The 19,794-nt window shown below is 57.5% G+C and carries 12 protein-coding genes; 1 reads left to right on the top strand and 11 read right to left on the bottom strand.

The window, feature by feature from the left end:
* Window positions 1–439: 439 nt before the first annotated feature.
* The 6 genes from NTCA1_RS23535 to NTCA1_RS23510 all read right to left on the bottom strand — a co-directional run bounded on the left by NTCA1_RS23535 (window position 440) and on the right by NTCA1_RS23510 (window position 6,642).
* On the bottom strand, window positions 440–1,231 hold the full coding sequence (locus NTCA1_RS23535) for a Stf0 family sulfotransferase (RefSeq protein ID WP_159832020.1): 792 nt from the start codon (window positions 1,229–1,231) through the stop codon (window positions 440–442).
* Window positions 1,232–2,015: 784 nt separating this feature from the next.
* Window positions 2,016–2,885, bottom strand: coding sequence for a glucose-1-phosphate thymidylyltransferase RfbA (gene rfbA / locus NTCA1_RS23530; protein WP_159832019.1), 870 nt, complete (start codon window positions 2,883–2,885; stop codon window positions 2,016–2,018).
* Between the two features lie 29 nt (window positions 2,886–2,914).
* Window positions 2,915–3,805: a dTDP-4-dehydrorhamnose reductase gene (gene rfbD / locus NTCA1_RS23525; protein ID WP_159832018.1), complete on the bottom strand. Its 891-nt coding sequence runs from the start codon at window positions 3,803–3,805 to the stop codon at window positions 2,915–2,917.
* Window positions 3,802–4,872: a dTDP-glucose 4,6-dehydratase gene (gene rfbB / locus NTCA1_RS23520; protein ID WP_159832017.1), complete on the bottom strand. Its 1,071-nt coding sequence runs from the start codon at window positions 4,870–4,872 to the stop codon at window positions 3,802–3,804. The genes rfbD and rfbB overlap by 4 nt, the downstream gene beginning before the upstream one ends.
* A gap of 4 nt (window positions 4,873–4,876) precedes the next feature.
* Complete coding sequence (rfbC, locus tag NTCA1_RS23515; RefSeq protein WP_159832016.1) at window positions 4,877–5,440, bottom strand: dTDP-4-dehydrorhamnose 3,5-epimerase; 564 nt, start codon at window positions 5,438–5,440, stop codon at window positions 4,877–4,879.
* Window positions 5,441–5,490: 50 nt separating this feature from the next.
* Window positions 5,491–6,642, bottom strand: coding sequence for a polysaccharide biosynthesis/export family protein (locus tag NTCA1_RS23510; protein ID WP_159832015.1), 1,152 nt, complete (start codon window positions 6,640–6,642; stop codon window positions 5,491–5,493).
* Window positions 6,643–6,921: 279 nt separating this feature from the next.
* Here NTCA1_RS23510 and NTCA1_RS23505 point away from each other — a divergent pair, with 279 nt between their 5' ends.
* Window positions 6,922–8,703: a glycosyltransferase family 2 protein gene (locus NTCA1_RS23505; RefSeq protein ID WP_159832014.1), complete on the top strand. Its 1,782-nt coding sequence runs from the start codon at window positions 6,922–6,924 to the stop codon at window positions 8,701–8,703.
* Here NTCA1_RS23505 and NTCA1_RS23500 read toward each other — a convergent pair.
* The 5 genes from NTCA1_RS23500 to NTCA1_RS23480 form a co-directional block, all read right to left on the bottom strand.
* Window positions 8,695–9,492 (bottom strand): sulfotransferase domain-containing protein, encoded by a 798-nt coding sequence (locus NTCA1_RS23500; RefSeq protein ID WP_159832013.1) that lies wholly within the window; start codon window positions 9,490–9,492, stop codon window positions 8,695–8,697. The genes NTCA1_RS23505 and NTCA1_RS23500 overlap by 9 nt on opposite strands.
* Before the next feature lie 59 nt (window positions 9,493–9,551).
* A complete protein-coding gene (locus NTCA1_RS23495; RefSeq protein ID WP_159832012.1) occupies window positions 9,552–11,141 on the bottom strand; it encodes a CmcI family methyltransferase in 1,590 nt (529 codons plus the stop codon).
* Window positions 11,138–12,385, bottom strand: a complete 1,248-nt coding sequence (locus tag NTCA1_RS23490) for a methyltransferase domain-containing protein (protein ID WP_159832011.1) — start codon at window positions 12,383–12,385, stop codon at window positions 11,138–11,140. The genes NTCA1_RS23495 and NTCA1_RS23490 overlap by 4 nt, the downstream gene beginning before the upstream one ends.
* 494 nt (window positions 12,386–12,879) lie before the next feature.
* On the bottom strand, window positions 12,880–19,296 hold the full coding sequence (locus NTCA1_RS23485) for an autotransporter domain-containing protein (protein WP_159832010.1): 6,417 nt from the start codon (window positions 19,294–19,296) through the stop codon (window positions 12,880–12,882).
* Window positions 19,297–19,573: 277 nt separating this feature from the next.
* Window positions 19,574–19,792, bottom strand: coding sequence for an AlpA family transcriptional regulator (locus NTCA1_RS23480; RefSeq protein WP_133084893.1), 219 nt, complete (start codon window positions 19,790–19,792; stop codon window positions 19,574–19,576).
* Window positions 19,793–19,794 lie beyond the last annotated feature (2 nt).

Genomic DNA, 19,794 nt, shown 5'->3' with positions numbered 1-19,794 from the left:
CATGCTCATCCGCAGAACCGCAAGGTATTGCTACGCCTGAGGAACTTTTGAATCGGGCTCTTAGACGACGGTCTTACGTTCTTCCGGAGACGGGCACAGGACCAGAAGCTAGGCCGCCCCAGCGATGATGACTCTGCCCCGCGATGACGCCACAGCGTGGGGTCACCGGTGAATAGGGCTGCCCAGATCGCATGAGCATCGTGTTGCGTACCATCAGTATTGCTCGTGCCCGCATCAAGATCAGCATGACCAACCTCGCCTACAACTTCCAGCGCCTAGACCTGATTCGAGGGGCGAATTGCATCCGCGTGCCGCCATAGACGAACTATGTAGACGGTTCTCGCCAAGAAAATCAGCCCCCGAAACCGAAGCTTATATTCCGCTCGAGAGCCTCACCTGGCCATCATGCCAGAAACAGGCAGGTCTTCGGAGCGGCAATTTATGCGCTAATAAGCCTGCTCCTTACTTCCGAAAGAAGTTTAGTTTTATTTGCCGTTTTACCGGTATCAGCCTGCTTTTTTATTATAACATTGCTCGCCATGTAGGGTATTGGTTTTCCAAGCTTTTCTGCAATTCTATCTAAGCAAGATTTTGGATTGGCAACAATGTCTTCGTACAGTAACTTTACTGACGACGCCATACTATCAACCATAAAAAATTCAAAAATATTGTTTTGATCAATAATGGAATAGCAAATATCTACAATTTCTTGTTCTTTTATATCACACTCTTCGGAATTACTACCTTCTTTCTCTAGATAAGAAGACCATATATTATTTTTTACAGCAAGATTAAGGGATATTGCCTGATCGACTTTGTCAGATCTTTCGATCAAAACGAAAGTGGATTTATCAATAATTTGCGCCATGATGCCGGTGGCGCAAAGTATGAAGAGGTGATCGCACGATAGCTTGGCGCAGAACGTCCCATCAACATTGTCATTCAATGCGATGGCTGAGAAGTAATCTCCTACCGTTTTTAGAGAACTGTCGATCTCTAAAGATTTTTCCACCTCATCATGATTTAAGAATTCAGAAGGCGTATTGAATTGTCTCGAAGACGAAATGCAAGCAGAAAGTAGATTTGAACCCGATCTATTTGTAAATAAGATAAAAATATAATCCATACTTTTACATTTTTCTTTTATCCCCCCATCCATCGAAATGGATTCGGAAATCTTATTGAAGTGGTAAGAGTATGACGTCGCATTTGGGTGATTTATAAAAGTCATCGGTCCGCCGCGTATAATAAATTTGAAAATCGTTAATTGTTATGGGTGTAATTCATCTAAATGTTCGAGAAATTTCACGTTTATATCCGTGTATTTTCCAACATTAAGGCCACGTAGTTATGAGATCCCCGGTCGGCAGGGCGTGGAGCGGCATCATCCATCAATATTTGACGATTATGGCTAGGCCGGATCGACGTTCAGGATTCATAAACGGCGTGATGCCAAGCTGCCGTCTGGCTTGGGGGACACTGTCCGCAAGGGCGCTGCCAATGCAACGGCCACCGCAGTGGTCCTTGAGCTGGACACAAAGTACCAGCTATTCGCGCAGCCTGCTGGCTAATCAATGAAACAATACCCCCGTATGTGACAGATATGTGGCTACCTAATTGCAGCCCTGCCCAAAGGAGAGGGGGGGTGTCTAGCCCTTCCAGAGGCGTGACGGAATTTTTTATACGCTTCGACTTATTGAGCCGGTTCAGATACGCATGGCATCGTGATGCCTGGCCCCTGTGGGAGTAGCCGATCGGACAGGTTGAATTCGCTTTTGGGCTCTTTGTTGCCAGTCACCTCGCGCAGGCCGCTGATGACGAGCCGCTGCAGGCGGCAATGCAGGGATCAACACATCAGGTGGAGGATCGTTGCCTGCAAGGTATAGAAGAAGTCATCCAGTGGTAGCGGTGTATGCTTACGGCAGCCGACAATGATGACCTCCTCTTAATCACGCTTGGAGGAAAATACGGGGGGCACGTCACCGTCTCTCCGCATTTTTCAGGCTTGACCTTGCTCAAGCCTCGGCCATTACCGCCTTAAGGTATCGGCCGTAGTCTGACTTGCCGAGCTTCTCGATTGCCCGTTCCATCGTAGCTTCATCGATAAAGCGCTGACGGAAGGCAATTTCTTCGGGGCTGGCGATCTTGAAGCCCTGGCGCTTCTCCAGAACACGGACGAAGACCGCAGCATCCAGCAGACTATCGGGAGTGCCCGTGTCGAGCCATGCATAGCCGCGGCCCATGATCTCGACGGACAGTTCGCCCCGCTCGAGGTAAGCACGGTTGATATCAGTGATCTCGAGTTCACCCCGGGGCGACGGTTTGAGGTCGGCTGCAATATCGACCACTTTTCCGTCGTAGAAGTAGAGGCCTGTGACCGCCCAGTTGGACTGGGGTACGGATGGCTTTTCCTCAATGGAAAGCGCCTTCATGTCAGGGTCGAAGGCGACGACGCCGTAACGTTCGGGATCTTGGACGTGGTAGGCAAAGACGCTGGCGCCGACATCGCGGTTCTTCGCACTTTCCAGCAGCTGAGGCAGGCCGTGGCCATGGAAAATATTGTCGCCAAGAACGAGGGCGGACGGCTGGCCGGCAACGAAGTCTGCGCCGATGATATAGGCCTGTGCGAGTCCATCCGGGCTGGGTTGCTCGGCGTATTCGAAGCTCATGCCCCACTGCGATCCGTCACCCAGCAGCGAGCGGAATGCGGGAAGATCACGCGGCGTGGAGATGATCAGCACTTCGCGGATACCGGCCAGCATCAGCGTGCTGAGCGGATAATAGATCATCGGCTTGTCATAGACCGACATCAGCTGCTTGGATGTAGCCAGCGTCATCGGATAGAGCCGTGTGCCGCTACCTCCGGCAAGAATGATACCCTTCACGTCCGCACGTTCCTTAGTTGGTGATCTGTTCAGGCTGCGCGAGCCGACAGATGTTCGACGACTGTTTGCAGAGACTCCTGCCATTGCGGTAACCTGACATCGTGGGCCTCCAGGATCTTTGCACATGCCAAGCGTGAGTTCGCCGGGCGTTTAGCGGGCGTTGGGTAGTCTGCGGTGACGATGTGCTTGACGCTAGCGGAAGGGCCTCCCCGCTCGGCCGAGGCAGCGAAGATCGCTTCGGCAAAACCGGCCCAACTGGCCTCGCCGGTGGCGGTCATGTGGAAAATCCCGCGCAAGGCGCTGTCGCTGCTGGCCACAAGGTTGGTCGCAACCTTCAACACGCCATCAGCGATATCGAGGGCGCTGGTCGGATTGCCGATCTGGTCGGCTACGACCGATATTTCGTCCCGGTCGGCCGCGAGACGCAGCATCGTCTTTACGAAGTTCCCGCCGTAGGGGGAATAGACCCAGGCGACCCTGAGGACGGCCGAATTGTCAGGATATGACCGAAGGACAGCTTCCTCTCCGGCGAGTTTCGACGCACCGTAGATGCCGGTGGGGCCAGTGGGGTCGTCCTCGACATAAGGACGATCGAGCCTGCCATCGAAAACATAGTCAGTCGACAGATGGATCAACGGAACCTGTAGTTCACGCGCGGCATCGGCGACCGCACCGGCCCCCGCGGCATTGATGGCATGGGCCATGCCGGCCTCGCTTTCAGCCTTGTCCACCGCGGTGTAGGCGGCGGCGGAGACCACGACATCGGGGCGGGCAGCTACGATCGCGCGATGCACCGACGCCGGATCCGCTAGGTCAAGCTCGGGGCGACCAAGAGCAATGACCTCATGCCCGGCGGCCTTGCCTCGCTCATGCAGGCAACTGACGACCTGCCCGCTCCTACCGGTTACCGCGATCCTCATACCTGCGGCTCGGGCTCGGCTAGTGTGGCGAGACCGAGGCGTTCACCGTCATAGCGGGTGCGCAGCGGCACCCACCACCATTCGTTTTCCAGATACCAGCGAACGGTCTTTTCGATGCCGGTTTCGAACGTCTCCTGCGCGCGCCAGCCCAGTTCGGTTTCGAGTTTGGTGGCGTCGATCGCATAGCGCGCATCGTGCCCGGGGCGATCGGTCACGTACTCGATTAGCTGCTCGCGAGGTGCATCGCCGGGGACAAGCGTGTCGAGCACCGAACAAATACGACGCACGACATCGATGTTGCGACGTTCGTTGCGACCGCCGACATTGTAGGTCTCACCCACGCGGCCGCGCTCGATGATGATGTCCAGCGCACGGGCATGGTCTTCCACGAACAGCCAATCACGCACGTTTTCGCCCTTGCCGTAGACTGGCAGTGCCCGTCCCTCCAGCGCGTTGAGAATGACGAGCGGGATCAGCTTTTCAGGGAAGTGGTAAGGGCCGTAGTTGTTCGAACAGTTGGAAACGACCACCGGCAAACCGTAAGTCCGTTCCCAGGCCTTGGCCAGATGGTCCGAGGCGGCCTTGGAGGCGGAATAGGGCGAGCTCGGATCGTAGGGCGTGCTTTCCTCGAACAGGCCTTCGTCGCCGAGCGATCCGTAGACCTCATCCGTGGAGACATGGAGGAAACGAAAGGCTGACTTTTCTGCCTCATCCAGCCCGCTCCAATAGCCGCGCGCCGCCTCCAGCAGAGTGAAAGTGCCCACGATATTGGTCTGGATAAAATCCGCGGCCCCGGTGATGGAGCGGTCGACATGGCTCTCTGCTGCCAGATGCATGATCCGGTCCGGCCGGAAGCTGCCGATGGCTGCGCCCATCGCCGCCCGGTCGCAGATGTCGGCCTTCAGGAAGCGATGGTTCGGCTTGCCGTCCACCGCCCGCAGCGAGGCTTCGCAGCCGGCATATGTCAGCGCATCAATCGTGAGGACATCGTAGCCCTTCTCGAGCACGAGATAGCGCACGAGTGCGGATCCGATGAAGCCGGCACCGCCGGTGACGATAACGCGCATGAAATTACGGCTCCCAGGTGAAATAGGCCGGCAGATCGGCAAGCAAGGGTTGGACCCGGTCCTTGGGCGACAAAGTCTCGCTGTCGGCTACCTCGGGCCAGCGGATGCCGATTGCCGGATCGTCCCAGCGCAGACCCTTGTCGCATCCGGCGTTGTAGTAGTCGGTAACCTTGTAGCTGATGACCGTATCGGGTTCGAGCGTGCAGAAACCATGCGCGAAGCCGACAGGAACCCACAGCTGCTTGCCGTTGTCTGGCGTCAGGATCTCGCCCACCCATTGGCCGCACGTGGGTGAACCCTCGCGAATGTCCACGGCAACGTCGAACAGCGCGCCTGCCGTGCAGCGAACCAGCTTACCCTGCGCGTGGGGTTCGCTCTGAAAGTGGAGCCCGCGAATTGTCCCGGCGCGAACGCTGCGGGACTCGTTATCTTGAACGAATTTCACATCGGCGCATTCCTTGAAGAACACGTCCTCGCGAAATGTCTCGGCAAAATAGCCCCGCTCATCGCCGATATGGCGCGGGACAAGAAGTTTTATGCCTGCGATGTCGAAAGATTCAACTTGCATACGATCGGGACCTCAAAATTGACCATATGATTCCGAAAGTGCGGACGGGCTCAGTTACTCGAGTTCTGAACTGTCTGCACGGCGGCGGTAACGGTCATGATCGGCGAGAACAGCTGGCTGATAAGCTGTAGCAGCTTGCCAGGCTGGTTCGCACTTGCGTTGCCAAAGTACAGGACATCGTGGTCTTGCATCTCGAAACGCTGGGCAAGGAAATACGAGCCGGCCTTCATCATGTTGAGGTGATACACCACAGGGCGATCCTCTCCGGCCTCATCCTTGACGTAGCGAAAGACAAAAATCGCCTTCGGGTCGCCCATATATGGGCTGCTCCCACCCGCGCTGCCCATGGCTTCAACCAGCGTCATTGCGGACGTGGTAAAGGGAAGACGATCGACTTTGCCGCTAGCGCCTAGGACAGTGTAGGTCCGTGGCTGGGGGAGAATCGTGATGCGATCGCCCGGATATACTTGGACGTCTCGTGCAGAGCCGCTCATCACATCACTGACCCGATAGCTTGCACTGCGAGAGTTCCGCAGGACACGGACCGTCAGGTCTCGAGCCTCACCACGGTATCCACCGGCAAGTGCGATGGCGTCGGAAAGTGTCTCGTGATTGGTTTGCAGAACGAGACGCCCGGGCCGTGCGATATCGCCCCCGACCATGATCGAATTGGTCACGGTTTCGCGAAAGGCAATTAATACCTGCGGGTTCTGCGAGTAGCGAGCCAAGGATTTTTTCACCATCGAGGAAACTTCCCCCAAGGTGCGGCCCAGAACATGAATCTTCCCGGCAAACGGGATGACGATGTACCCTTCGTCGTCGACCCGGCTTGCCGGCAAGTGCTCGGCCTTGGCTGAAGGATCATAGCCGGCAGCGGCAGCTGCCGCGGCAACCGAACTGCCGCTGCCGCTACCACCAAACAACGTGACGCCTGCTTCGTAGATGGTGATATCCAGCACATCCCCCGGGCCCACCATATCGGTCGGTGGAGGCGGGAGATCCTGAAGTTCGCCCGCAGGAGGAGCTGGATCAACCGGCAGACTGGCGACATCTTCGATTTCGACCACCGAAATGGGCAGCCGCGCCTCAGGCGCTTCTGCGGACTTCAGAATCTGTGAGCCGGTGGGACCGCTCGTAGGAAGGGACGCACAACCTGCAACGCCTGACAGCAGGACAAGCGCGCAGCATTTGGAAAACTTCATCGAGAAACTGGTCCGTGCACTGCGAAGGAAATTACCTTTGTTGGCGGCCCTTACCATCGGATTCATATGCAACGCAATTGCTAACGGCGGACTGATCCGTAACTATGTTTTAGCAGGCGCGACCAAACTCCAATTGGCCCTTCCGGCGCAATTCGGAATCCGGTTTTCAAGAATACATATTGTTGGAAATGGGGCTGGTTTTTCCTGCCCGCAAGACGCTAAGAGGATGCTGTAACCATAAAGCTCCATTCAAGTTGTATGGACACTAAAAGTTTCTGGATGCCTCCGATTTTTCATACTTTTCTGAGAGTTGCCTTTTGGCGTCCGTATGCGGCGGCTGGCGTGGCATGGTGGTGGATCACGCGGCGCAAGGTGCGTGCGGCGAACCGGCTGTGGGCTGCTGCTTCCAAGGCTCCGTTCGCCTATAAGGAATGGCTCCGTGCGCATGAGCAAGAGCAGCTCTTCTACAGCACGAATCCGCCACAACCGAAAGCGACGATAACCGTCGCGGTTCATATCGCAGCGGGCGCTGACCCTGCGGCTGCCTTGTTAACTTTTCGCTCGATCATGTCGCAACAAGGCGCGCGCTGGGATCTTTTCCTGACAGGGTGCGTGCCGAAAGCCATGAGGGACGAGTTGGGTAAATGCCCGCGAGTTACTTTGCTTGAAAAGGCTGATCTGAGCGAGCTGGAAGCGCTCACCAGGGTGTTGGAACGGACTGAAGGAGCATGGCTTATCCGGCTTGAGCCCGGAACTACGATGACCAAGGGGGCTATTGGGCGATATCTCGGGTTTATCGACAGGGCGATGCTTGAAGCGGAATTCCAAGGGGCGGTGTTCGGCGATCAGGACGAACGGCTTGAAGATGGCACGCGCAAGAACCCTTGGCTCAAGCCCGAATGGAATGAGGAGCTATTCCTCGCACAGGACTTCATTTCTGACGCCTGCGCCCTGCCGGTTGCAGAGGCACGGATGTGCTTGGCACGCATGGAAGATGAGCAGAGCACATTTCATTCGTTATTGTTCGAACTGCTTTGCAATCAGCGTATCGAGGTACGCCACCTTCCTGCAGTAGTGTCCACAACACCGGAAGGACACTGGCAGAGGTCTTCGACGGAATGGATCAACATGGTGGAGCGGTTTGTCGAGCGACAGGGCGGCACCGTCGCACCCGGTCCGTTTGGCACCGCGAAGGTGAAATGGCCGCTGCCGCAAAAATTGCCAATGGTCAGCGTGATCGTTCCCACCCGCGACCGAGTCGAACTGCTCTCAACTTGTATCGAAGGAGTTTTGAAGAGCACGAACTACGATAACCTCGAAATTATTATAGTCGACAATGGAAGCGTTGAAAAATCCACATTAGAATATTTTCAGGACATCACCCACGACAGTCGAGTTAAGGTTGTTTCTTGGCCACGCCCGTACAACTATTCAGAAATAAATAACCTGGGGGCCGCACAGGCAAAGGGTGAATACCTGTGCCTATTAAACAATGACATAGAAATAATTGACGATAGTTGGCTCACCGAAATGATGCGCTATGCTGTGAGAACAGACGCGGGGGCGGTCGGTGCTCGATTGCTATATCCTGACGCAAGCATACAGCATGCGGGCGTCGTGGTCGGATTGGGCGGTGCAGCAGGACATGCGCATCGTGCGCTCGCAGATGGTGAAGCTGGATATTTTGCTCGTCCATACTGTTCACATGAAGCGACGGCGGTCACCGCAGCATGCCTGCTGGTTGAAAAAGCAAAATTCGACGCAATCGGCGGCCTTGATGCCGAAAGTTTTCCGATAGCCTATAACGACACGGACTTGTGTCTGCGACTTCGGGTCAAAGGATGGCATAATTATTATGCCGCTCAAGCTAAGTTAGTGCACCACGAAAGCAAGTCACGTTCTAATGACTTCTCCCCGGAACGCTTAGAGGGGTACATGGAGGAATTACGCCAGTTCCAAACACGCTGGGGCAGCGAGACCTTCTCCGACCCCCTCCATCATTGCCTGCTGGACCGATCGAGTGAAACGTACAGTCTGCGTTTTCCAAGTTTTTCAGGCTGAAAGAGCCATTTCGATCGCCGAAGATTGGACCGGGCTAATCGCATTACGCGTCGGCCAACCCGACGTGTCCAAGCCTGAAAGTTGGCAGAATTTATCTAAATCCGATGCTACGAACTTGGCAATGAGTGCCAGATCGTCGGGTCCAGTCTTGCCCGTTCCTGGGGTGGCGTAACGCTGGTGTTCGCGTTTTGGGCCTGTATCGGGAAATGGTGAAATTCCAAGAAAGTCCTGAATGGCCTTCAGCGTAGTCATATAATCGTCACGTAAACCTTCCGACCGCAGAAACAGCATTTGGCCCGCAGGAAAAAGCTGCAACGCCCTTTCTATCTGCTCGCCGTACAAGCCGCGCTCGAGGTATGAATATTCCCGCCATGCGGGTGCGTTCCGTGGCAGGTTGGACAACCTGTCCCGTCCCTCCCGGATCGCCCGGCGGAAATCCAGGTCCTCGGCATGCCGGGCAAACTCCATGGCCCAGTGGGATAGCGCGCGTTCGTACGGATCGCGAAAAAGGAATATCAGCTTCGCGTCTGGATTGTAGTCGGCAATCCGACGTAAGGAGTCGGGCCAAAACTGGTAGATTGGCGTAATATCATACCGCAACCGTGCGCCTGCCGAACCATCGAAGCGGGCGTGCAGCAGGTCGTAGCAGGGATCATGCCAATCTATCGTTTCGTCGTCGAAGAAGTGGATTTCCTTTTCGTCCGGATCTTGCAGGTCCGGATGTTCGAGAAAGTGAGCGTAAAGGCTGGTCGTGCCCCCTTTTTGTGCGCCGCAGACGAAAACGGACACATTTTCCTGAACATTCATTACTATACGAAACTCGAAATAAATGGATGAGCGCCCCCCCGTCAAGTGCGAAGCAACCAGGCGTTTGGCGCGTAAGTCAGGTTGTGACCGTAAAAATCACATAGATCTTCGTCAATCCTATAGCGGTCCCCTGTGTGCTTCAGGAATTCGGCTACGGCACGGTTCGGCCCGTCCTCGAACGCGCGATAATGCGGTCCCTCGATATCGGCAACGACGCCATCCTCGACGACAATCATATCCCCGGAAACCAGTTGCGGGTCGAAGAAGTCGAGAACCTTCAACGTCGCTTCGAACGTGTGGGCACTGTCCTCGATGACGAGCCAGGGGTGTGGAGCGGTTGCGATAGCGGAGCCGGGAAATGTCGCTTCCGGGGCATCGGCGTTACCGGAAAAGCACGTGATATTGGGCAAATCGAGATCTGGCGGAGAAAGATCGATGGTCAGAATCTGCGTCGTATCCAGTCCCAGTGCGCGACACTGGTCGGCAAGCCAGACGGCGCTCCCGCCTTCCGATGTCCCCACCTCGATAATCGTCGCCGGACGCAGACTATCGAGGAGGCTGGTGTAGAGTGCGAGGTCGAACGGGTTCTTGGCAAGCCGAAGACCCTTGTAGCGCGTTCGGAGCGTGCCTCGCTGGATACTGTCGAGCGTCGCCGCCGGCAGATCCACGCGAAAGTGCCGGCCTCGCACCGCGTGCACGTTGCGATGAAGATCGACCGGCACGGCATTTCCGGCCTTAAACCGGGCGGCATCGAGAGTGCCCACATAATGCGCCGTGTAGAAAGGTGACCTAAACGGACGGCCATGGAGTGCGGCATATTCGTTCTGCATTTGCGTCCGATCGTTTGCGGTGCCGTTGGTCGCAGCGCCGCCATGCACCTGGTGGAACGTGCCCTCGCCAAGGATCATCCACGGACTTCCGCCGGATGCCTGGACCGCACGCTCCCAGAAATCGAGATTGACGAAACCGCCTCCCGGCGCTGCAAAGCGCGGGTCGAGACCGCCCAGTTCATCCCAGAGCGAACGGTCCATGAACACGCCGTTGCTTTCGTTGATGCAGCCGAACCAGCCACTTATGGATGATCCGGCCAGAACCGCAATGTCGAACAGGGAGTAGCCGTCTTTACGCCAGTCGACCGAGGCCAGCAAATCGTCCTCGACCGCAGGCGTATAGCCTTCGAACACGCTGCGCATCTGCACATCGCGGCCGAGGTGAAAAGCGAGTGTTCCAATGATTTTTGCAGGATCGGTCCGCCAGGCTTCCATGGCCAGATGCACGAGTCCGGGGCTTGCGATACGAGCACCATCTATCCACAATCCGATGGCCCTGCCTTGCAATTGGCCAGCTAGAGTATTGATTGCAGCTGCGGGTGAGATGCTGATGACCTCGGGCCGCACCACCCGCACGCCCGGCAGGAACTCCTGCAGGGCGGATTGATCGATCGCCGGTGTCGAACCGTTATCGAGCACGACGACCTCGTAATTGAGGCTCTCGAGATTGCGCTGGTACGAGGGAGATAGGGAATACAATGTGCGAGGCAGTTCGCGGCCCATGTTATAGGCGCAAACGATGATGCTGAGATCGATCCGGGCCTTTTCCCCCCGCGCCTCTTCTCCCATGATGCCGTTCATCTGCCCAGAATTTCCGCCAGCATCGCCGTCGTCGGCGTGACGGCATGGCCTCGGTCGATGATGTCCTGCGGCAAAGGTGCATCGATGGTGTCGCCAAGGTGCCGTGCGAACTTGTTGTACTCCTGCCACAGCACACGGTTCTGGGCAGACGGCCTGGTCACCACGAGCAGTCCTGTCGGTTCCGTATCGAGCCAGTGAAGGCCGAGGTCCGGCCGCGTTTGGGCAAGCAGTTCGACGAAGCGCCAGACATCGCCCGTCCAGACTTGCGAGCAACGCGCACGCTCGGTCTGCACCTGATGGATCGGCAAGACGTCGTCGATCACTATGACGCCGCGCGGGCTCATCAATCGCTCGACATTCATGAAATCGCGCAAGACGTATTCGGCCAGATGCATGCCGTCGATAAAGGCAAGGTCGATCGATCCGGGTTCGATGGCATCAGGGTTAAAGAAGAAGAAGTCATCGCTGGTGCAGCGGTGAAAATCGATTTCCGGCCTGTCCACCTTGAAGTCCGCATGCGGGTCCGGGTCGATGGCAATAGCCCTGCCCTTCGACAATGCCAGGCTGGTCCCCTTGCGTACGCCGATTTCGAGATAGATCTCCGGTGCCACGAGCGTGTGGAGATCGCGGAGTACGTCCAGGTAAGGCCGCTCTCCGCGCGTACGTTCTGCGGCCGGATCGACATGCGGTTCCTGCCGATAGTTTTGCGCTACCGGGTTTAGTGACGCCTGCTGCAACAAAGGCTGACGGGTTCCCCCTTTTTGGAAAACGCCGATAAGATCGTACCAGGGCCCTCGTTCATCGGTCCAGGACTGGATCAGGCGCAGCCCGGACCAATCCGCCAGGGCCTGATAAGCATCGGGATAGAAACGATAGCAATCCACGGGGTAGCGGTGCACCGGCCCGCTCGACGGAGCGATGATGAAGGCCTTTCCACCGGGCTTCAGGATGCGGGCGATCTCATTGAAGACCTTCCAGAAATGCGCGCAATGCTCGAGCATCTGACCGGACAGCACGATGTCGACGGAACCGTCCTCGAAGGGCAAGGTGTAGACGTCCTCCAGCACCACATCGACGCCGTTCCCCGCTTCGAGATCGACCCCCACATAGTTCGCGTGATCGGGCATCAATTCGCGATAAGATCCGTTTACGTTCATGGCCCCGAGATCGACGACAGTTATGTCCTCGGGATCCATGTAGGACGTGATGCACCGAGCCATATTTTCCATTGACGATGCGTGCATAGAATTCCTGTCCTGCGCCTAAAATGGGTCGGCAAACCTATTCTGTGCATTCTCGGTCAGAACGATGCAATAGGTGCCGACGCGCTCCGCATAATTGTAGTCAGCGGCAAGCATTTGACTCGAAATTGTCCAATCCCGCGCCGAAAGCCGGGCAGTGGCTGCGGTGCGCTATAGCCCGAGAAGGCGCCAGAGAAGCACATCTCGAGAGGCCGGTTCGCGGTGGGATTGATAACATGCCGACCGAGCAGACGTCCCTGCTGCCGGTAGGCAGCGATGGCGCCATGACACTGATCATCAGGTGAGCACAGAAAGGGCGTGCTCGATGACGCACGATTAGGCGACCCTATCAATAAACCAAATCTGGCGACGAGATACTCACATCGGCCAAACACTTCCGCCACACCAACAAATAAACATTATGTGATAAAATTCATATTCAAACCATAGCACAGGCTACGAGACGCCCTCACTAGGCGTCCCGTAGCTGGCTCAACTTAGAATCCAAGCCGCACGCCACCATTGACGTTGGTTACGCCATTGGCGCCTGCGAAAGTGGAGCTTCCACGGGCGAACAGGGTAATACCTGGCGTCACGGTCCAATCGAAACCACCGCCGACTTGGGCATAATCCCGATCTCGTTCAGCACCGAACACGGAAAACTGTCCGGATACGCCGGTGAAACCTGCGGTGGCGAGTGTCGTATCGCCACTGATACGGCGACGCCAGCCAGCGGTCAGCCAAGGCCGCAGTCGTTCGGAAGACGCCATATCCAGCCGAACGTCAGCGCTCAGGAACGTGGCGTCCTGCTTCCGGCTTTCCACGTCGAGCGCGAAGACGGCATTACCGCTCTCCTGCGTCTGGCCCCGCTTCACCCGGATGTGTGTCACGCCCAGTTCCGGTCCAAGACGCCATCCCCCCTTGCCGAGAGCGAAGCCGTAACCGCCATGGGCATCGAATGTAAGGCTATGCAGATCATAGTGGCCAACTGCCGTTGTGCCGTCGAACAAAGCGCGACTGGTCTTTGCCGAACTGCCATCCCAAATAACTGCGCCGCCGATATCGAACCCGCCGCGGGTAAAGGCCGCCGCAGCACCGGCAAATGTGCCGTCGGCCTTTGTCTTCGCCCCAAGGGTCGCAATGGACTGATTCGTGTAAATCCGGCCCGCGAACGCGGAAACCGCGAATTCGCCAGCCCGGTAGCCGATGCCTCCCAGGAAGCCCCCGCTGCTCTGATTGACCCTGGCCGTACCGCGAGCAGCACTGGCTCGCAGATTCTGCCAACTGCCCAGGCCCTGCCCCAGCATGAAGAAGCTGGAACGATCATCTGCGCCGATGCGCTGCGCAGAACGAAGCGCCGAAGAAATCGCCAAGCCGTTGTCGATCCCGATCTGGCTGGCTGCGGCATAAGCCTCAGGATGAAGCGTACCCGCCAGCCTGGCATCTACATAGCCATCTGCATCAGTGAGCTGCGGCAGGGCAGCAATCATCTGAGCGCTCGCGTTGCCGCCAATCAACAAATCGTTGATGTAGGCCATGGCAGCCGAAACAGGCCTCCCCGCACCGGAACGAACCTGGAGAGTGCTGAGCAAATCCAGACTATCGGCAGTCTGCACGATATATCCCAGGACGGTCTGCGCCTTGTCGATGGTCGAGAAGGTGCCGGTGATACCTCCGGTGGTGGAGATCAGGTGATAGGTTACACCGGGGGTCAATGGGCGCTCGCCGACGATCTGCAGCGTCGAGCCGTTCGCGATGGTCAGCGTTCCGCCAATCACAAGGGCATCACTCAACGTCGGCGTCATCTCGAACAGCGTCGTCGATTCAGCAGCCAATGCGACGTTACCATTCACGGTCAAAGTTCCCGGCGAAGCGCCGGGAGAGAGGGTGCCGTGCACCACGATGTCGCCGTTTACCGTCCCGGCGCTGCCGAAGGTGGCGCCGCGTGCGACGGTGATGCCGGTCGCCGCATTGATCGTCGAACCGGCAAGGCCGATGAGGCGGCCACCGTTCACCCAGATCGAATCGAAATCCGCCCGGCCAGCCAGCGAACCAATCCCGCTTTCCATCGCAAGCTGCTCGAAGCCGGTATAAGTCGCGAGATCGATGGCCGTCGGCGTGTTCGAAGTTTCGCCGAGATGGAATGCGAGCCGATCCACCCCTGCCCCGGCATCGACGACACCGGTCACCGAAGAGCCCGCATAGGCTTCGAACACATCGTCACCGCTGCCCAGCATCACATCGCCGACAATACTACCGCGATTGATAATCCGCTCAGATCCGCCCGTGCCGGTGAGCGCGACTTTTCCCAGCGTCTGCAAGGTCGAGCCTGCCTGGAGTTCAAAAGTCGCCCCCGTGTCGACCAGCAAGGTCTGGACCGGCAGAATACCGTTCACCGAAACGCTGCCGGAACCGGTGACGCCGAAGTTTTCGAAGCCGGAGAACGACGCAAAGAAGGAAGAGTCCAACACGCCGCCGCCGGTCAGATCGACGATTGCGGTGTCGTTGCCTTCACCGCCATATACCGTCCCCCCCAGCTTGGCCGATATTCCCTGAACGAAGCGATCGTCGCCGGCGCCGAAGTAGACGTCGCCGATGATCGAGCCGGTATTGACGATGGTGTCGTTGCCTCCGCCTAGAGCGATCGAACCAATGATAGCGCCGCTATTGACGATGCTGTCCGCCGCATCACCGAAAGTCTGAACCGCACCGGCAAACTCGGTCGTACCGAAATACTTCAAGCTCAGGTCACTGGCATCAACCACGTACCCGTCGGTCCCGACAATGGTCCCCAAGTTCACTAGAGTTAGTGGTCCGTGTGAACGAATCGCTGTCGAAAGCCCACCGCTCGCCTCGATCAGACCGGAGGCTTCATTGGTGATCGTCGTAGAGACCGGATTTTGCAGGCTTTCTCCGTTTTCGCCCGAATAAACGATACCGTAGCTGTCGATCGCCACGGCCGGCACCGTCTCGTAAACCGTCCCATAGCACTCGAACGGGTTGAAATAATTGGTGCAGCCGGGATCGAAGTAAAGATTCTCGAATAGGCTGCCGCCACCATTTGCGCGGATCGTTCCCGAGTTCGTGATCGAGAAGGCCTCTCCCTTTGGAGACGAGGTTTCCAACGCCCTGCCGCCGGACGCTGTCGCTTCGATCGTGCCGCTGTTGACGATCTTGAAGAGACCGCGAGCCGCGCTTTCGTCGGATGTCTCGCTTACGGAGATCACAGCGCCGACTTTTCCGGTGATCGTTCCGCTATTCGTGAAAGTGCCCGACGATGCCGAAGCGTTCTCTGCGAACGAGAGGGAAACGACAAACCCGCTGCCATCGATTATCCCGGAGTTCGAGATATGTGCGGATGTCAGGTCATCACCGGAGACCCAGGCAGTGTAGTCCCAGCCGCTCGAGCGAATGTTGCCGGAGTTATCAAAGGAAATCTCCCCCGTAGCGCGCTGGTCGAGCGCTCGCGAAGATAGGTCGGCGGAACCGACTGCACCGGAGTTGATCAGCGATGCTACGCCAAGCCCGATCCCACCGGCTGCGTCGGCCGTGTTGGTCAGCGAGACGAGCTGGAGGTCTTCCAGATAGGAGATGGACAGGCCCGTATCGCCAAGCCCCGTGATCCGGCCCGAAGTCGCCGCATGGTTGACGAACTTTCCGTCACCCGCAAGGAGGATGTCGCCATCCAGGTCAGCTTCGGCATCGATCGTTACCGTGGTTTGGCCGCCGCGCGACACGACGAACTCGCCCTCGAAACTATCGGGCAAAGCAGCACCAAGCTTGACGGTCGCATCCTGCGCCCGTTCGTGGCCGATGTAATCGAAACCGCCGCCGCCATCGATCGTGCCGGTTACGCCGAATCCCGAGCCGGTTTCGATCAGCGCGTCATTGCCCTGACCGAACAGGAGGTTTCCTTCCAGCGTTCCCCCAGCAGCTACATAGGCACTGTCCTGCCAGGAGATGCCGTAAGAGGCCGAGGCGAGATCGACATTGCCCTTGATGGTGCCAGCATTGATTACCGTCGCGCCCTCAAGCCGAATTGCCGTTCCCTTGCCCGCGATCGTACCTCCCGCGAGGTTTTCGATCGTAGTTCCATAGGAATAGGAGGCACCAATCGCGGCCGCGCCTGTGCTCTCCAATGTCCCGCTGTTCACGACGCTGCTTTGGGACGCCAGCATGACCGCAGCCCCGGTCGCAGTCACCGTGCCGCTGTTGGTCAGCGAGACCGCATTGGACACGCCGGTCCCGCCATCAACGGATATCGTACCGGCGTTGACGATCGTGCCGCCACTGATGGCGGCGAGCGATCCGCGCGAAAGCCCCAAAGGATCACTGACCGTGATGACACCGTTGTTGGTAAAGCTGTCTTCCGATCCGATCTGTACCGCTGCGCCGAAGTAAGAAGCCGTTTCCGCACGCGTGAGAGTGATATCGCCGTTACTGACGATCGACGCGGCACTGGGATCGTAGGACGTGCTGTAGGCATCAAGCACATAACTGGTCGTGATCGCGGGTCCGGTGCCAACATTGAAATCGGCGTTCAGCACAGCGCTTCCCGCTCCGGCAAAGGTCAGTTGCTGATCGATTGCTTTCGCACCGGTCAAGGTCAGCGTGGCGCCATCGTAAAGGTCGAACCCGATCGAATTGAAACCGGTGATGGGAGCTACCGACGCCTGCGCATCCGCTTTCACAACGTAACGCAGGTTCGACCCGTTTCCAGTGACGGAACCGTTTATGCCCGCAAACTGGCCGCTCGCCCCTTCTCCAAGGCCGAGCACGAGCGTGTCCCCATATCCAAGCGAGAGATTGCCATTGAGAAGGCCGCCATCCTCGATGAAGAAGCGGTTGTTCGTGAACCAAGTTCCGGTGGAACTGCCTAGCGATACATCGCCGTTAATCGTTCCGGCATTGATAATCGTCGCACTGGAAACCGAGCTGCCGGGCATACCGCCGATGGCGAGGCTTCCCCCGGTCACGACCCCATCGGCGCGGTTGTAGAATTTTCCGTAGCTTCCGATCGCCACGGCCTGGCCTGCCGATGCAATGTCCCCGTCATTGATCAGGGCCCCATTGAGGCTCACTCCGACGCGGCCGCCTTCGATGCTGCCTGTATTCCTCGCAGTCTGTTCGCCGAAATTGTATGAATAGGAATCCAGTTTCAGCGCGGTTCCATCGGTCGAGCGGATCGTTCCCGAATTCGAGAAGGATGTTGCGTTCACAGCCAGCGCATCAGACACCGCGCTGATCGTCCCCCGGTTGTCGAAACTGGCTCCGGCCACGAACTTTACGGCGTAGTCGCCGGATAATCCCGTAGCCGAGATAGTCCCCGAATTGGTGAAACCGCCATTGTCAGACAAGGCCGCTGAAAGGATCGTACCCGTGCCGGTGATATCCGCGCGATTGACGATCGAACCCTGGCCTGAAGCCTGAATGGTGCCCGGCGCGGAGAATCCCTGGTCCAGCGTTACAGTGCTGTCCGCAGCGGTGATGAACTCGAACTTCTGGAAGTTCTTCGGCAGGACAAGCGCGCTTGAAACCGTCGCATCGGCAAGAAAGCGCGTCATGAGCGTGTTCGTGCCCGCACCGCCATCGATCAGGCCGGTAACACCCGTCGAAAAGCCACCGTCATCGGTGTAGACGGCGTAAAGCAGGTCGTCGCCGCCACCGAAAATCAGATTGCCTTTCATGGAACCCGCTGTCGAATCGACATAGCTCGCCGACCCCGTGAACGTGTTGTCGCGGCCGGCATAGACGTCGCCGACGATCTCGCCCTCGTTGCGCATGTTCAAACTAATCGAACTGTTGATCGCGGTTCCATTCGACAGGATCGTGCCACCAGCCGAATTGGAGATCGTCACGCTCCAGCCGTCGACTGCAGGCCCCGTGCCTCCTGTCGAGATCGTGCCGCTATTTTTGAGGGTGATGAGGCTGCTGGTGGTGATGGCAGGTCCGGTTGCCGCCGAAATGAGGCCCCCCTCTTCATTCGTTACGTCAATCACGCCGCCGCTGATGGCGGCACCGCTGCCGAGATTGGAAATCGTGCCGGAGTTCACGATCGTCTTGCTTTTGCCAGCGACCGTGGCGCTGCTTCCCGAGGACGTGATCTTCCCCGAATTGATCAGCCAGGTGGAGTTTTCAGTGCCGTTGATCGCACTTCCGGTGCCGCCGTCAATCGATCCCTCGTTCTCGATCTTGCTGAACGCACCGGACATGCCTCCGATGACGCCGGTCGACCGATTGGTCACGGCAAACGAGGTGCTGCTTCCTGCTGTTGCCAGCAACGCGAGTCCGCTGGTGCCCCAGATGGTTCCGGCGTTATCAAGCGACACGGAAGCATACCCGTAACGATTAGCCGCCAACGGTGCGATGCTGATGCCTGTGGCCCCGGTGACGAGCCCGCCTTCAGCAACATTCACACTCACATAGTTTGGTACGGCCCCATAAACGCTGTTCTGAAGCGGCCCCGTATCCACAGCGATGCCGGCGTTGCCGACGCCGTCGACAGTCCCACCGACCGAGATCGTCGATTTACGCGAGATTTCGCCGGCACCCGCAGTAATCGAAACGGCAATGGCCGGACCATTTCCGTTCGAAACGATGCCCCCCACCGGAACATCCACGACGGAACTGTTGGTCGAAACGATCAAGCCGTTTCGGTCTACCCCTGAGCAGACCGTAGTGCCGGCGGTAATCGTCGGATCGGGAACGCACTGCGCGCGCGCAGCTCCGGAAACCCCGACCATTGCACCGACACTGCACGCAAGAAAAAGCTGCGCGCGAACCCGCTTCGAAACTGCCATCACGTAAAGAATGCCCCCAAGTCGCATTTCCGCCGGATAATTGCCCAAAATCCGGCTACATCGCTCCCGATAGCGAAGTCTTTGCGAAGCACCAATCAAATCAAGAAGTAACAAGAATTTTAACCGGCTTTCATGACCTTGCGGGACAAGACCGGTAGAGCGCAAACTCGCGGTTCCACACGCCAGAACGCCATCAGGCGACACTCAACATCATATCGCCCGAGATGGTTTTCAGCGCCGGCGAACCGATCTTGAAATCGCGCCAGAGGAGGTCTCAGCGATTGTATGCGCCGATAGGTGACCTTCCAGATCGCTATACCTTGTCCGTTATAGACCGGGGAGCGCCCGACTAAATGGCGCCCCCGGTCATCAATTTTGAAATATATGTTGTTCAGTCTTCAAGCGAAAAGTCGTCAACCGAGTAGGCGGCTGGATCGCGTATCCATTCCGTGATGGTGCTTTCCCGCCATCCGCAGCGGCGCTCGGAAATACGGACCTGTCCCGGAAACGTGCCGGCCTCAATCTTGCGGTAGAGTGTCGCACGCGAGAGACTGGTGCGACTAACCACTTCGTTGATGCGCAGGAAGCGATCACGGGGCATGATGTTCATGT

The organism is Novosphingobium sp. TCA1, from assembly GCF_009811895.1.
In the GTDB taxonomy this organism is placed as follows: Bacteria; Pseudomonadota; Alphaproteobacteria; order Sphingomonadales; family Sphingomonadaceae; genus Novosphingobium; species Novosphingobium panipatense_A.
This window is presented reverse-complemented; position numbering and strand designations above follow the sequence as displayed.

What these genes read in the sequence shown, in the direction of transcription:
- NTCA1_RS23480 (WP_133084893.1), bottom strand. Translation starts at nt 19,792, where the DNA reads ATGAACATCATGCCCCGTGATCGCTTCCTGCGCATCAACGAAGTGGTT.
- NTCA1_RS23535 (WP_159832020.1), bottom strand. Translation starts at nt 1,231, where the DNA reads ATGACTTTTATAAATCACCCAAATGCGACGTCATACTCTTACCACTTC.
- NTCA1_RS23510 (WP_159832015.1), bottom strand. Translation starts at nt 6,642, where the DNA reads ATGAAGTTTTCCAAATGCTGCGCGCTTGTCCTGCTGTCAGGCGTTGCA.
- NTCA1_RS23495 (WP_159832012.1), bottom strand. Translation starts at nt 11,141, where the DNA reads ATGAACGGCATCATGGGAGAAGAGGCGCGGGGGGAAAAGGCCCGGATC.
- rfbD (WP_159832018.1), bottom strand. Translation starts at nt 3,805, where the DNA reads ATGAGGATCGCGGTAACCGGTAGGAGCGGGCAGGTCGTCAGTTGCCTG.
- NTCA1_RS23490 (WP_159832011.1), bottom strand. Translation starts at nt 12,385, where the DNA reads ATGCACGCATCGTCAATGGAAAATATGGCTCGGTGCATCACGTCCTAC.
- NTCA1_RS23505 (WP_159832014.1), top strand. Translation starts at nt 6,922, where the DNA reads ATGCCTCCGATTTTTCATACTTTTCTGAGAGTTGCCTTTTGGCGTCCG.
- rfbB (WP_159832017.1), bottom strand. Translation starts at nt 4,872, where the DNA reads ATGCGCGTTATCGTCACCGGCGGTGCCGGCTTCATCGGATCCGCACTC.
- rfbC (WP_159832016.1), bottom strand. Translation starts at nt 5,440, where the DNA reads ATGCAAGTTGAATCTTTCGACATCGCAGGCATAAAACTTCTTGTCCCG.